General features: G+C 69.7%; 14 protein-coding genes. 11 read left to right on the top strand and 3 right to left on the bottom strand.

Translation table 11 applies throughout. The features are described from left to right. Positions 1-92 precede the first annotated feature (92 nt). Both Q0833_RS05710 and Q0833_RS05705 read left to right on the top strand, forming a co-directional pair. Positions 93-572 (top strand): YHS domain-containing (seleno)protein, encoded by a 480-nt coding sequence (locus Q0833_RS05710; protein ID WP_298431142.1) that lies wholly within the window; start codon positions 93-95, stop codon positions 570-572. 24 nt (positions 573-596) lie between these two features. Further along, positions 597-1,019 (top strand): DUF1801 domain-containing protein, encoded by a 423-nt coding sequence (locus Q0833_RS05705; RefSeq protein ID WP_298431140.1) that lies wholly within the window; start codon positions 597-599, stop codon positions 1,017-1,019. Positions 1,020-1,116: 97 nt separating this feature from the next. On the opposite strand, the gene Q0833_RS05700 is transcribed toward Q0833_RS05705, so the two are convergent. Continuing rightward, on the bottom strand, positions 1,117-2,040 hold the full coding sequence (locus Q0833_RS05700) for an MBL fold metallo-hydrolase (protein ID WP_298431138.1): 924 nt from the start codon (positions 2,038-2,040) through the stop codon (positions 1,117-1,119). 117 nt (positions 2,041-2,157) lie between these two features. Between Q0833_RS05700 and gltX the strand changes: the two genes are divergently transcribed. Both gltX and Q0833_RS05690 read left to right on the top strand, forming a co-directional pair. Further along, positions 2,158-3,489, top strand: coding sequence for a glutamate--tRNA ligase (gene gltX / locus Q0833_RS05695; RefSeq protein ID WP_298431136.1), 1,332 nt, complete (start codon positions 2,158-2,160; stop codon positions 3,487-3,489). 202 nt (positions 3,490-3,691) lie between these two features. Continuing rightward, positions 3,692-4,927, top strand: a complete 1,236-nt coding sequence (locus Q0833_RS05690) for a bifunctional alpha/beta hydrolase/OsmC family protein (RefSeq protein ID WP_298431134.1) — start codon at positions 3,692-3,694, stop codon at positions 4,925-4,927. Between the two features lie 9 nt (positions 4,928-4,936). On the opposite strand, the gene Q0833_RS05685 is transcribed toward Q0833_RS05690, so the two are convergent. Both Q0833_RS05685 and Q0833_RS05680 read right to left on the bottom strand, forming a co-directional pair. Then, a complete protein-coding gene (locus tag Q0833_RS05685) occupies positions 4,937-6,409 on the bottom strand; it encodes an ATP-binding protein (protein WP_298431131.1) in 1,473 nt (490 codons plus the stop codon). Further along, positions 6,406-8,292: an AMP-binding protein gene (locus tag Q0833_RS05680; protein WP_298431129.1), complete on the bottom strand. Its 1,887-nt coding sequence runs from the start codon at positions 8,290-8,292 to the stop codon at positions 6,406-6,408. The genes Q0833_RS05685 and Q0833_RS05680 overlap by 4 nt, the downstream gene beginning before the upstream one ends. A gap of 116 nt (positions 8,293-8,408) precedes the next feature. On the opposite strand from Q0833_RS05680, the gene Q0833_RS05675 reads away from it, so the two are divergent. From Q0833_RS05675 to Q0833_RS05645, 7 genes are all read left to right on the top strand, one after another. Beyond that, positions 8,409-9,764 (top strand): TrkH family potassium uptake protein, encoded by a 1,356-nt coding sequence (locus tag Q0833_RS05675; protein ID WP_298431127.1) that lies wholly within the window; start codon positions 8,409-8,411, stop codon positions 9,762-9,764. A gap of 49 nt (positions 9,765-9,813) precedes the next feature. Then, a complete protein-coding gene (locus Q0833_RS05670) occupies positions 9,814-10,674 on the top strand; it encodes an MBL fold metallo-hydrolase (RefSeq protein WP_298431125.1) in 861 nt (286 codons plus the stop codon). 82 nt (positions 10,675-10,756) lie between these two features. Then, positions 10,757-11,185, top strand: coding sequence for a TIGR01244 family sulfur transferase (locus Q0833_RS05665; RefSeq protein WP_298431123.1), 429 nt, complete (start codon positions 10,757-10,759; stop codon positions 11,183-11,185). Next, the gene (locus Q0833_RS05660) at positions 11,182-11,526 is read left to right on the top strand and encodes an SH3-like domain-containing protein (protein WP_298431121.1); all 345 of its coding nucleotides are present in this window, start codon (positions 11,182-11,184) and stop codon (positions 11,524-11,526) included. The genes Q0833_RS05665 and Q0833_RS05660 overlap by 4 nt, the downstream gene beginning before the upstream one ends. After that, entirely contained in the window at positions 11,513-11,797 is a 285-nt protein-coding gene (locus Q0833_RS05655; protein WP_298431118.1) for an SH3-like domain-containing protein, read from the top strand. Before Q0833_RS05660 ends, Q0833_RS05655 begins: the two co-directional genes overlap by 14 nt. Next, entirely contained in the window at positions 11,797-12,432 is a 636-nt protein-coding gene (gene nthA, locus Q0833_RS05650; RefSeq protein ID WP_298431116.1) for a nitrile hydratase subunit alpha, read from the top strand. The genes Q0833_RS05655 and nthA overlap by 1 nt, the downstream gene beginning before the upstream one ends. Next, complete coding sequence (locus Q0833_RS05645) at positions 12,429-12,845, top strand: VOC family protein (RefSeq protein WP_298431114.1); 417 nt, start codon at positions 12,429-12,431, stop codon at positions 12,843-12,845. The genes nthA and Q0833_RS05645 overlap by 4 nt, the downstream gene beginning before the upstream one ends.

Genomic DNA, 12,845 nt, shown 5'->3' with positions numbered 1-12,845 from the left:
CGCGTGTGAACCGGCGTCATTGGACGGGCCCGCGGGTTGGCGGTAGATGAGGCCGCGTCACGTCCCGCGTCGCCGCCGAAGGAGCATGTCAGATGCCGATCTCCCGCCGCACCCTCCTCGCCTCCGGAGCCGCCCTTCTGGCCGCGGGCGCCGCCGGGGCTTATGCGCTCCTGCCGCGTACCCTGCCCTACGCCCGCGTCTATGCCGAGGACGGCATCGCCATCGACGGCACCGATGCGGTCGCCTATTTCACCGACGCGGCCCCCGTGCCCGGCGACCCGGAGATCACCCATGACTGGGCGGGGGCGACCTGGCGCTTTGCCAGTGCGGCGAACCGCGATACTTTCGCGGCGGACCCTAGGGCCTACGCGCCGCAATATGGCGGCTTCTGCGCCTGGGCGGTCGCCGCGAAGGGCCAGCTCTTCTCGACCCGGCCCGAGAACTGGGCCGTGGTGGACGGCAAGCTCTATCTCAACTTCAACGACGACGTTCAGGAGACGTGGAACACCGATCGCCCGGGCTTCATCGCCGAGGGCGACCGCCGCTGGCCCGAGATCACCTCCGACGCCTGACCCGCGATGTGGTAGGATCGGCGCATGGCCGAGAACCTGACCCAGCCGACGGATGCCGATCCCGCCGCGTTCTTCGCGGCCCAGCCCCCGCCCCGCGACGCGGAATGCCTCGTGCTGGACGCGATGTTTCGACGGGTGTCGGGCTTTGCGCCCGAGCTCTGGCGCGGCAACCTCGTGGGATACGGGCGCTACGACTACACCTATGCGTCGGGCCGGTCGGGCACGTATTTCGCGACCGGGTTCAGCCCGCGAAAAGCCGCGCTCAGCATCTACATCATGCCCGGGTATGCTGAATTCGGGTTTATCCTGGACCGACTCGGACCGCACCGCATGGGGAAATCGTGCCTCTACGTGACGCGGCTGGCGCGCATCGATCTTGACGTTCTGGAAGAACTCGTTCGCGCCGGTCTCGACGATCTCGCGGCCCGCTGGCCCGTCCACGCCTGATCCTCCGCTGGCCGGAACTACCTCGGGGGATCGCCAAGGGGGCCAGCGACCCCCTGGCGGGGGGGGGTGCGGGGGGCAGCCGCCCCCCCCCCGCCTTTCAGAGCATCAGCTGGTAGCTCTCGGGCACCCAGCGGAAGCCGTCGCCCGCGGCCTCGACATAGCCCATGGCCGGGAAGGGCATGTGATAGCCCAGCATCGGGATGCGGTCGGACGCGACCATGCTCAGAACGCTCCGGCGCGTCGCGGCGGCGGCCTCCTTGTCCATGTCGAACCGCACCTCCCAGTCGGGATGCGCCAGCGACCAGACGTAGTGGTTGGTCATGTCCGCCGTGATCTGAAGGCTCTCGTCGCCGGACGACAGCATATAGCCCATGTGCCCCGGCGTATGGCCGAACATGGCCATCGCGGTGATGCCCGGCGCCACCTCGTCGCCGTCGCCGAGGAAGGTCATGTTCTCGGCCAGCGGGGCCACGTTGTTGGCGAAGCCTTCGTTGTCGGTGCCCGACCAATGATCGAACTCGGCCTGACCGGTGATGTAAGCGGCGTTGGCGAAGGTCGGCGCGCCCTCGTTCATCAACCCGCCGATATGGTCTCCGTGCATGTGGGTCAGCACCACGTGGGTGACATCGCCGGCCGCGATCCCCGCCTGCTCCAGCGCGCCGGTGATGCCCGCGGCGTTGAGGCCCGTGTCGAAGAGGATCACGTTCTCGCCCGACTGGACGACCGTGGGCGTGAAGAAGAACTGGGCCGCGTCCGTCGGGATGAACGCATCTCGGCTGGCGGCGGCGAAGGTCTCGGCATCGACGTTCATGCCGAACGTCTCCTGCATGTTGCCCTCGCGGGTGGCGGTCCCGGCCAGGAGCGCGGTCACCGTCATGTCGCCCAGCGCGGCACCGCGGGCCTTCGGCTGGGCCGGCCCCGACGCATGGGCGTCGGCGCGGGCGACGGTGGCCGGGATGAGCGTAGCGGCAGGCAGCGCGGCGGCGGCGGCCAACGCGGCGCGACGGGTCAGCAGGGTCATGGCGTGATCTCCGGATCGGGTTGATATCACCGGTCCAGATAGCGCGGCGCAGGGGTCGGGCCAGACTGGACAAGGCGCGGAGCGGGTGACAGATGCGGGCGCGAAGGAGCCCCGCCCATGCCCGACACCCGGACCGTCACCCGCTTCGCGCCCTCGCCCACGGGGCTTCTGCATGTCGGCAACCTGCGGACGGCGCTTCTGAATTGGATGATCGCGCGGAAGGCGGGGGGCACATTCATCCTGCGGCTCGACGATACCGATCCCGAGCGGTCGAAGACCGAGTATGCGGACGCGATCCGACGCGATCTCGAATGGCTGGGCCTCGACTGGGACCGCGAGGAGACGCAATCCGCGCGGCTCGACCGATACGCCGCCGCGGCCGACGAGATGCGCGCCGCGGGTCGGCTCTACGAGGCCTTCGAGACGCCGACCGAGCTCGACCTCAAGCGCAAGAAGCAGCTCAACATGGGCAAGCCGCCGGTCTACGACCGCGCCGCGCTTGCGCTCTCGGACGAAGACCGCGACCGCCTGCGCGCCGAGCGGGGTGGCCACTGGCGTTTCAAGCTCGACCAGAGCCGCATCGAATGGACCGACGGCATTCTCGGCGATCTCAGCATCGACGCGGCGAGCGTGTCGGACCCGGTCCTGATCCGCGGCGACGGGCAGGTGCTCTACACCATCGCCTCGGTCGTCGACGACACCGACATGGGCGTCACCCATGTCGTGCGCGGCTCCGACCACGTCACCAACACCGCGACGCAGATCCAGATCATGGCGGCCCTCGGCCACGACCACCCCGCCTTCGCGCATCACTCGCTGCTGACCGGCCCGCAAGGCGAGGCGCTGTCGAAGCGCCTCGGCACGCTGGCGCTGCGCGACCTGCGCGAGGACGGGATCGAGCCGATGGCACTCCTGTCGCTGATGGCGCGTCTCGGGTCCAACCAGCCGATCACGCTGCGGGACAGTCCCGCCGAGCTGGCCGAACATTTCGACCTGTCGCAATTTGGCGTGGCACCCACCAAGTTCGACGTGGCCGACCTTCGCCCGCTGACCGCCGCGCGGCTGGCCGCCCTCCCCCGGTCCGCCGTCGATGCGGAATTCGAGGCCGCCGGTGTCCCCGAGGACGCGCGCGACGCCGTCTGGGCCGTGATCCACGAGAATGTCGACCGCCGCTCGGATATCGCGGGCTGGTGGCAGTTGATGACCGAAGGTGCGACGCCCGACATCCCCGAGGAAGACCGCGGCTTCGTCGCCGAGGCGCTGGCGATGCTGCCCGAGGCCCCCTGGACCGCGTCGACCTGGTCCGACTGGACTGCGGCCGTGAAGGACAGAACGGGGCGGAAGGGCAAGACGCTCTTCAAGCCGCTCCGGCATGCCGTGACGGGGCGGGCGAATGGCCCTGATATGGGCGACCTCATGCCGCTGATGCGGGCCAAGCCCCGGATCTGACACTGCCGCTTGGCCGGGGGCCGGACGGTGTCATCGGACTGTCCGCTGCGCGCCCGACGCCGTCGGAACGGCCGCCGAAAGGCACTTCACGGGGCGGCGACGCAATCCTCCCGTCGCTTCACCCTTGCGTGACGCAGGGCGCGCGGCGCTTGCCCCAGCGGGGTCCGCGCGCCCATCCTATGGGCAACCAGAGGATTCCCCCATGCCCACCGAACGCTTCACCTTCCCCGGCCATGATGGCCACGACCTTGCTGCGCGGCTCGACCTGCCGGACGGCCCCGTCCTTGCGACCGCGCTCTTTGCCCATTGCTTTACCTGCGGCAAGGACATCCCCGCCGCACGCCGGATCGCCGCCCGGCTGGCCGGCATGGGCATGGCCGTCCTGCGCTTCGACTTCACCGGCCTTGGCCATTCCGGCGGCGAGTTCGAGAACACGTCCTTCACGTCGAACGCCGCCGACCTCGCCGCGGCGGCCCAGGCGCTCGCGGCCCGTGACATGGCGCCGTCCTTGCTGATCGGTCATTCGCTCGGCGGCGCAGCGGTGCTTCGTGCGGCCTCCGACATTCCCACCACACGCGCGGTTGCCACCATCGGCGCGCCCTTCGATCCGGGGCATGTCACGCACAACTTCGCGGGCGCGCTGGACGCGATCGAGCGCGACGGCGCGGGCGAGGTCACGCTGGGCGGGCGCAAGCTGCGGATCGGACAGGGCTTCGTCACGGACGTCGCCGGCGCCAATCTGGCGCCTGCCATCGGCGCGTTGAAACCCGCGCTTCTGGTGATGCACGCCCCGAAGGACGAGATCGTCGGGATCGAGAATGCCACCCGCATCTTCACCGCCGCCCGCCACCCCAAGAGCTTCGTGACGCTGGACGAGGCCGACCACCTCGTGACCCGCGCCAGCGACGCCGAATATGCCGCCGACGTCATCGGGGCCTGGGCCTCGCGCTATGTCGAGTTGAAGCGCCCCGCGCCGCCGATCGGCGCGCCCGAGGGGGTGACCCGCGTATCCGAGGCCGATGCGGGCGGGTTCGCGCAGGACGTCTATGCCGGCGGACGCCACCATATCATGGCCGACGAGCCGACCAGCTATGGCGGCACCGATCGCGGTCTGACGCCCTACCAGCTTCTGGCCGCCGGGCTCGGGGCCTGTACCTCGATGACGATCCGGATGTATGCGCGGCGCAAGAAGTGGCCGCTGGAGCATGTCGCCGTCGACGTCACCCATGACCGGATGCACGCGCAGGACGCGCCGTCGAACGGGTCGGAGCGGATCGACCGGTTCCGCCGCGAAATCGAATTGAAGGGACCGCTCGACGACGATCAGCGCGCGCGCCTTCTGGAGATCGCCGACAAGTGCCCCGTGCACCGCACCATCGAGGCGGGCGCGCAAGTCGAAACCGTGCTGCGCGCCGAGGCGGCGCGCGAGCCGGCCTGAGCCCCCCGCTCAGACCGCGCCAGCCAGTTCCTCCCGCAGGTCGGCCAGCCGCCCGAGGCAGAGCCGGCCTGCGATCGCGACGGCCTCGGCATCCCCCTCGCGCGCAAGATCGTTGAGCCGACGGGCGGCCTGCTGCGTCGGGAGCGCCCCGACGGCCCCGGCCAGCGACAGCAGGATATGCGTCCGGATCCGGATCTCGGCCATGTTGCCCGCCGCAATGGCCCCGGCCAGACCCGCCTCGACATCCGCGAGATCGGCGCGCAGCCCGTCGAGAAGGTCGGTCTGAAACTCCGGTCCCGCCGCCATCATCAACTCGGCCAATGTCGCCACCGACAGCGCAGGCGCGGCCTCGGGGCGCCAATCCGCCGCCGCGGGCGTGGACCGCAGGTAATGCGCGACGCTGCGGCCGAAGGGCGCGATCTCGGGCAAGGGCTTGGGAAGGACGCCATCCGCGCCCGCCTCCAGGATGGCGTCGCGGTTGTCCCGAAGATCGTATGCCGTCATCGCGACCATGGCGGTCGGCGGCGCGATGCCGCGCGCCTGGCGCAGCCGTTCCGACCGGATCACGTCGATGCCGCCCAGCGCGGGCATCTCGATATCGATAAGTGCCAGATCGAACCGTTCGCGCGAAAGCCAGTTCAGCGCCTCGATCCCATCGGCCGCCACTTCGCACTCCGCGCCCATCCGCGTCAGCATCGCGCGGACGAGCGTCTGGCTCGTGACGCTGTCCTCGGCCACGAGAATGCGGTGTCCGGTCAGGTCCGGCAGGCCGGTCTCGGAGACCTCTTCGCGCTGCCAGATCCCGGATGGCAGGCGGACGGTCACCTCGGCCCCGCCGCCGGGCCGGTTGCGCATCACCAGCGTGCCGCCCAGAGCTTCGGCCCGCGCCCTCGCGATCTGAAGGCCCATGCCCGACCCCGCGGTCGGCCCGGTGCCGCGGGTGGTGCCGACCGCACCCTCCAGCATCGCGTCCGGGAAGCCCGGCCCCTGATCGCCGACCCCGATCGAGAGCGTGCCATCGGCCAGCACGTCCGCGCTCAGGGTGATCGTGCCGCCCGGTGCGTGACGCAGCGCGTTCCCCATCAGGTTCGCCACGACGCGGCGGAGCGACAGGCGCGAGAGGCGGACGACTTCGGGCAGGTCGGCGGATCGGTCGAGGCTGACGCGAGTGGCCAGCGGCATGGCCGCGCCGTGCCAGCGGCGCAACTCCTCGTCGAGAAAGCGCGGCAGGTTGAGATTTCCGACCTCGTCCTCGCCCTCGTTGCCGCCGCCCGACAAGAGCTCCTCGACCAGCCGCGCGAGGAGTTCGGAGGACGCCTGGATGCGGGCCAGCTGCCCGCGCACATCTTCCGGCAGCGGGTCGCCGTCGATCAGGCGCAGCCCGCCGATGACATCCGACACGGCGGCGCGGATATCATGCCCCAGAAGGTCGAGCGGATCGGGCGCCGCGGCGCCGTCGCGGTCGCCGGGCGCTGCGGTCACGAGGCCGGATACCCCAGCGGCTTCAGGGCCGTGCCGATCTCGTCGAGTATCGCCGGGTCGTCGATGGTCGCGGGCATCTTGAACTCTTGCCCGTCCGCGATCCGCGCCATCGTCGCGCGCAGGATCTTGCCCGACCGCGTCTTCGGCAGCCGGTCCACCACCACGGCCAGCTTGAAGGCCGCGACGGGCCCGATCTTCTCGCGCACGAGGGCCACGCATTCGCGCGCCACGTCGCCGTGGTCACGCGTGACGCCCGAGGTCAGGCAGAGGAAACCCAGCGGCAGCTGGCCCTTGAGCGGGTCGGCCACGCCGATCACGGCGCATTCTGCGACGTCGGGATGGGCGGCCAGCACCTCCTCCATCGCCCCCGTCGACAGGCGATGGCCGGCCACGTTGATGACGTCGTCGGTGCGCGCCATGATCCAGAGGTATCCGTCCTCGTCGATCATTCCCGCGTCACCGGTCTCGTAGAAGCCCGGGAAGGTCGAGAGATAGCTCGACCGGAACCTGTCCTCCGCGTGCCAAAGCGTCGGCAGCGTCCCCGGCGGCAGCGGCAGGCGCACGGCAATGGCGCCCAGCGTGCCGGGTTCGACCGCCTGCCCCGCATCGTCCAGCACGGTCACGTCGTAGCCGGGCATGGGCACCGAAGGCGAGCCGATCTTGACCGGCAGCGCCTCGAGACCCACGGGGTTCGCCGCGATGGCCCAGCCCGTTTCGGTCTGCCACCAATGGTCGATCACCGGCAGGCCGGTGCGCGCCGCGATCCAGTCGATCGTGTCGGGATCTGCCCGCTCGCCCGCAAGGTAGATGTGCCGCAGCTTCGAGAGGTCGTGCCCCGCCATCAGCGCCCCGGTCGGATCGTCGCGTTTGACGGCGCGGAAGGCCGTGGGCGCCGTGAAGAAGTTGACCACGCCGTGATCCGCCATCACCCGCCAGAAGGTCGAGGCGTCAGGCGTTCCCACGGGCTTGCCCTCGAAGACGACGCTGGTGCAGCCGTGGATCAGCGGCGCGTAGCAGATGTAGCTGTGTCCCACGACCCAGCCCACGTCGGACGCGGCCCAGAAGACTTCGCCCGGCCGGGTGTCGTAGATGTTCTCCATCGTCCAGTCGAGCGCCACGAGATGCCCGCCGGTCGCGCGCACGACGCCTTTCGGCGCGCCGGTCGTGCCCGAGGTATAGAGGATATAGGCCGGGTGGTCGCCGCGCACGGGCACGCAGGGCACCGGCTCGGCCTCCATCGCGTCGGCCCAGTCGACATCCGACGCCCCCATCTCGCCCGGCCCCTCGGGGCGTTGCAGCAGGATGGTGAAGTTGGGCGCATGGTCGGCAAGGCGCAGCGCCTCGTCCAGAAGCGGCTTGTAGGCGACGATCCGTCCGGGCTCGATCCCGCAGGAGCCCGCGATGATCGCACGGGGCTTGGCGTCGTCGATCCGCACCGCCAGCTCGGAGGCCGCGAAGCCGCCGAACACGACCGAATGGATCGCCCCGATGCGCGTACAGGCGAGCATCGCGACGATCGCCTCGGGCACCATCGGCATGTAGATCACGACCCGGTCGCCCGCGCCCACGCCCCGTTCGCCCAGCGCCCCGGCGAGGCGCGCGCAACGGTCCTGAAGCTCGGTATAGGTGATGCGGGTGACGCGTCCGGTGACGGGGCTGTCATGGATCAGCGCCAGGCGGTCGCCATGCCCGGCCGCGACATGCCGGTCGACGGCGTTGTGGCAGGTGTTGACCATCCCGTCCGCGAACCATTCGGGCACCGGGCCGCCCTGGTCGTGCAGCGCCCGAGAGGGCATCCGCTCCCAGTCGATCGCGCGGGCCTGCTCCATCCAGAACCCTTCGGGGTCGGTCCTGGCCCGCTCCCACTCCGCCTTCCAGCCCATACATCCCTCCCGATCCGTCGAACGCATCTAGAGATTTCGACCCGCCCGATGCAAGGATCACCGGAACAACGGGCCCGACCCGGCGTTTGCGACCGTACAACCGGCGGACGACATTCATGTCCAGCGTGCAAATGACGCTTCTCAAGGGATGGGCCCGCTGGCGCTCCATCCTCGCTCATACCTCGCCCCCCAAACTTCTGCTTATGGGCTATCTGAGCTATATGGTGCTCGGATGGGCGCTCCTGTCGCTCCCCGTGGCGCAGGAGGTGCCGACCGGCGCGCTCGATACGCTCTTCATCGCGACCTCGGCGGTCTCGACGACAGGGCTCGTCACCGTCGATCCGGGCTCGACCTTCACCTTCTTCGGCGAAATCGTGATCCTCGCGCTGATCCAGATGGGCGGCCTCGGCTACATGACCATCGGATCGTTCGTGGCCCTGCACCTGGCCGACCGCTTCGACCGGCTGCGCGCGCATGCCACGCGGACAGCCTTCAACCTCCCCGAGGATGTGGATCCGCGCGGCTTCGTCAAGGCCGTGGTCTTCTTCGCGCTGGCCTGCGAGGCGATCGGCGCGGTGGCCCTCTGGGTGGTGTTCGACGCCTCCGGGGTCGAGGACGCGGTCTGGTCGGCGATCTTCCACTCGGTCTCGGCCTTCGCGACCGCCGGCTTCTCGCTCAACTCGAACTCGTTCGAGGGGTTCTACGACCATTCCGGCGTCGTTCTGACCATCTCGGCACTGTCGCTCTTGGGCGCCATGGGCTTTTTGATCTTCGTCGACTTCTTCCGGACGCTGACGGGGCGCGCGCGCTACCTCGGGTTCACCTCCAAGGTCATTTGGCGCATGACGCTAGGCTTCCTGGTGGTCGGGACCGCGATCCTCTTCGTGGCCGAGCCGACCTATCAGGCCATGGCGCCCGAAGATCGCCTGCTGGCGAGCTTCTTCCAGGTCATGACCGCATCGACCACGGTCGGCTTCAACACTACGCCCATCGGCGCGCTGGCGCCCGCGATCATCGTGGTGATGTTCTTTTTGATGATCGTCGGAGCCTCGCCGGCGGGCACGGGTGGCGGGCTCAAGACGACGTCCTTCGCGGCCTTGGTGGGCCTCGTCCGCTCGACCCTGAAGGGCCGCGACCGCATCCGCTACGCCAAGCGCGAGATCCCGCTCGAACGGCTTCAGACGGCCACCGCGTCGCTGACCTACTACGCGGGCCTGCTCTTCGCCGCGACCTTCTGCCTGCTACTCGCCGATCCCGGCCTGCCCTTCGACGCGGTGATGTTCGAGGCGATCTCGGCCATGGGGACGGTCGGCCTCTCGATGGGGATCACGGGCGATCTGACGGGGCTGGGCAAGCTCATCATCATCATCCTGATGACCGCAGGGCGCGTCGGCATCCTGACCTTCGGCATGGCGCTGGCCAGCCACGATGAAAGCCGCGACGAGGAAGCCGACAACGAGCTGGTCGTCTGACTTGACCCCCCGCCCCCTCACCCTGACAGTACGTGCGGGAGGACACGCCATGACCGCCAATGTCGAGGGGTTCTTCGACCCCGGAACCAACACCGTCAGCTATCTGGTGGATGACGGCACGACCTGCGCCGTCATCGACCCGGTGCTCGATTTCGACATGGCTGCGGGCCGGACCTCCACCACCAGCGCCGACCGCCTGATCGCCGCGATCCGCGACCGGGGCTTGACGCTGGAGTGGCTGCTGGAAACCCATGTCCATGCCGACCACCTTTCGGCCGCGCCCTACATCCAGGAGAAACTGGGCGGGAAGATCGGCATCGGCGCCGAGATCGTTACCGTTCAGGACACCTTCGGCAAGATCTTCAATGAGGGCACGCGGTTCCAACGCGACGGCAGCCAGTTCGACGCGCTCTTCCGCGAGGGCGACCGCTTCGAGATCGGCACCCTGCCCGTCCGCGTGCTGCACACGCCGGGCCACACGCCCGCCTGCCTTACCTATGTGGTCGGGCCCGAGGATGCCGCGTCGGCCTTCGTCGGCGACACGATGTTCATGCCCGATTTCGGCACCGCGCGCTGCGATTTCCCCGGCGGCTCGGCTGAGACGCTGTGGGATTCGATGCAGAAGATCCTCGCCCTGCCCGATGCCACCCGCATCTTCGTCGGCCACGACTACAAGGCGCCGGGCCGCGACGAGTTCGCGTGGGAAACCAGCGTCGCCGCAGAGAAGCGCAACCGCCACGTCACCGATGGGCGCGAGGCCTTCCTCAAGCTCAGGACCGAGCGCGACGCGACGCTGGGTGCCCCGAAGCTGATCCTGCCGTCGCTGCAGGTGAACATGCGGGGCGGCCGGATGCCCGAGCCGGATGCCGACGGGAACGTCGCGCTGAAGCTGCCCGTCAACCGGCTGTGACGCGCGCGCGATCCGCGTCTTTCCTTCCGCGCACCCTGCGGGCATCTTCGCGGACGTAACCGACCAAACCGGACCGCCGCCCATGGATCTGCGCCCCCTCGACGACACGACCTCCGTCGCGCCCCAGCTCGACCCCGAGGACATGGCCGAGCTGGCCGCGGATGGCGTGACCGCGATCATCTGCAACCGTCCCGACGGCGAGGTGCCGCCTTCGCATCAGGCCGCCGCGATGCAGGCCGCCGCCGAGGCCGCGGGCCTCGCCTTCACCTTCAACCCCGTCGCGATGCCCAACCTGACGCTGTCCGCCGTCGAGGAGCAGGCCGACGCCATCGACGCCGCCGAGGGCTCCGTCGTGGCCTATTGCGCATCGGGCACGCGCAGCGCGGTGCTCTGGGCGCTGGCCATGGCGGGCCGGATGCCTGCGAACGACATCCTCGCCGCCACGGCGCGCGCGGGCTACGCGTTGGAGGGACTCCGCCCGCAGATCGAACAGCTGGAGGCGCAGGCATGACCGACGGTCCCGCACGGCGCTGGCACGACATGGGCGGCGACCTCGCCGGTCCGGTTCCCGATGCCGATCACGATTTCGCGCTGTGGGAAAAGCGGGTCGATGCGCTGGTGATCCTCGCGGGGCTGGCGGGCGTCTTCTCGGTGGACGGCTTGCGGCGGGTGCTCGAGGACATGGGCGAGGACGCGTTCGAGACCATGAGCTATTACGAGCGCTGGGTGGCATCGCTCAACCAGAACCTCTTGGAACGTGGCGTCTATTCCGTGGCCGAACTCGGCGCCAAGATGGAGGAGGTCGCCGCCCGCGGCACCACCTATGGCGAGGCCGCAGATGCCGGACGCTGAGCCCCTTACCCCCGGCGCGCGGGTCCGCGTTCGCACCATGACGCCGCCGGGCCATGTCCGCACGCCGCATTACCTGCGTGGCCGGACCGGCACCGTCGAGCGGGTGCTCGGGCCGTTCGGCAATCCCGAACAGCTCGCCTATTCCCACGACGCCGCGCGCCTGCCGCTCTATCGCGTACGCTTCCGGATGGACGACATCTGGGAGGCACCCGAACGCCCCGGCGACACGCTCGACGCCGAGATCTACGCCCATTGGCTGGAGCCCGTCTGATGCCCCATGACCATCACGACCACCTGAGCCCCTCGGGTCACCCCTACCGGCCCGATCAGGACGGACCGCTGACCTATTGGCAGACGCTCGAGATCGCCGTGCGCGAGCTGATGGTCGAGAAGGGCGTCGTCACCCCCGCCGAGGTCACGGCCCAGATCGACGCGATGGACGCCCGCTCGCCCGCGCAGGGCGCCGCCCTCGTCGCGCGCGCCTGGACCGACCCGGCCTTTCGGGATCGCCTGCTGGCCGACGGGTCCGCCGCCTGTGCGGAAATGGGGTTCGACGTGGGCCCCATGCGCCTGATCGCGGTCGAGAACACGGACGACACCCACAACGTCGTCGTCTGCACCCTGTGCTCGTGCTATCCGCGCAACCTGCTGGGCCTGCCGCCCGACTGGTACAAGTCCCGCGAATACCGCTCGCGCACGGTGCGCGAGCCGCGCGCCGTCCTGTCGGAATTCGGGCTCGAGCTGTCCGACGACACCACCGTCCGCGTCCATGACAGCACTGCCGACATGCGCTACGTCGTGATCCCCGCGCGGCCCACCGGGACCGACGGTCTGGACGAGGCCGCGTTGGCCGCCCTGGTGACCCGCGACAGCATGATCGGCGTGGGCGTGGCCACCGCACCGTGATCAGCCACGTGACGCTGGGTGTGCGCGACCTCGCGCGCGCGGCCCCGTTCTACCGTGCGATCGCCGCCGAGATGAACCTGGTGGAGCGGGCGTTCGAGGACGATGGCGGCCCCGAAATGCTCTGCTTTCACGTCGCGGGCCTCGACGCGCCGCGCCTCTATATCGCGACGCCCTTCGACGAGCGGGCGGCGACGGCAGGAAACGGCACCATGATCGCCCTGATCGCGCCGTCGCGAGCGGCGGTCGATGCGGCCTACGCGTCGGGGCTGGATGCAGGCGGAACCGACGCCGGGCCGCCCGGCCCCCGGCCCCATTATGAACCGGACTACTACGGCGCCTACCTGCGCGATCCCGACGGCAACAAGCTGCACCTCGTCCACCGTGACGCGCTGCAGCCGTTTCGGCAGGCCTGA

It is taken from the genome of uncultured Jannaschia sp., assembly GCF_947503795.1.
Classification (GTDB): domain Bacteria; phylum Pseudomonadota; class Alphaproteobacteria; order Rhodobacterales; family Rhodobacteraceae; genus Jannaschia.
The sequence above is the reverse complement of the archived record's forward strand: the minus strand, read 5'-3'. Positions and strand labels throughout refer to the sequence as shown.

Bases quoted from the DNA above. Each gene is read 5' to 3' on its own strand.
- Q0833_RS05710 (WP_298431142.1), top strand. From the start codon at position 93: ATGCCGATCTCCCGCCGCACCCTCCTCGCCTCCGGAGCCGCCCTTCTG.
- Q0833_RS05705 (WP_298431140.1), top strand. From the start codon at position 597: ATGGCCGAGAACCTGACCCAGCCGACGGATGCCGATCCCGCCGCGTTC.
- Q0833_RS05700 (WP_298431138.1), bottom strand. From the start codon at position 2,040: ATGACCCTGCTGACCCGTCGCGCCGCGTTGGCCGCCGCCGCCGCGCTG.
- gltX (WP_298431136.1), top strand. From the start codon at position 2,158: ATGCCCGACACCCGGACCGTCACCCGCTTCGCGCCCTCGCCCACGGGG.
- Q0833_RS05690 (WP_298431134.1), top strand. From the start codon at position 3,692: ATGCCCACCGAACGCTTCACCTTCCCCGGCCATGATGGCCACGACCTT.
- Q0833_RS05680 (WP_298431129.1), bottom strand. From the start codon at position 8,292: ATGGGCTGGAAGGCGGAGTGGGAGCGGGCCAGGACCGACCCCGAAGGG.
- Q0833_RS05675 (WP_298431127.1), top strand. From the start codon at position 8,409: ATGTCCAGCGTGCAAATGACGCTTCTCAAGGGATGGGCCCGCTGGCGC.
- Q0833_RS05670 (WP_298431125.1), top strand. From the start codon at position 9,814: ATGACCGCCAATGTCGAGGGGTTCTTCGACCCCGGAACCAACACCGTC.
- Q0833_RS05665 (WP_298431123.1), top strand. From the start codon at position 10,757: ATGGATCTGCGCCCCCTCGACGACACGACCTCCGTCGCGCCCCAGCTC.
- Q0833_RS05660 (WP_298431121.1), top strand. From the start codon at position 11,182: ATGACCGACGGTCCCGCACGGCGCTGGCACGACATGGGCGGCGACCTC.
- Q0833_RS05655 (WP_298431118.1), top strand. From the start codon at position 11,513: ATGCCGGACGCTGAGCCCCTTACCCCCGGCGCGCGGGTCCGCGTTCGC.
- nthA (WP_298431116.1), top strand. From the start codon at position 11,797: ATGCCCCATGACCATCACGACCACCTGAGCCCCTCGGGTCACCCCTAC.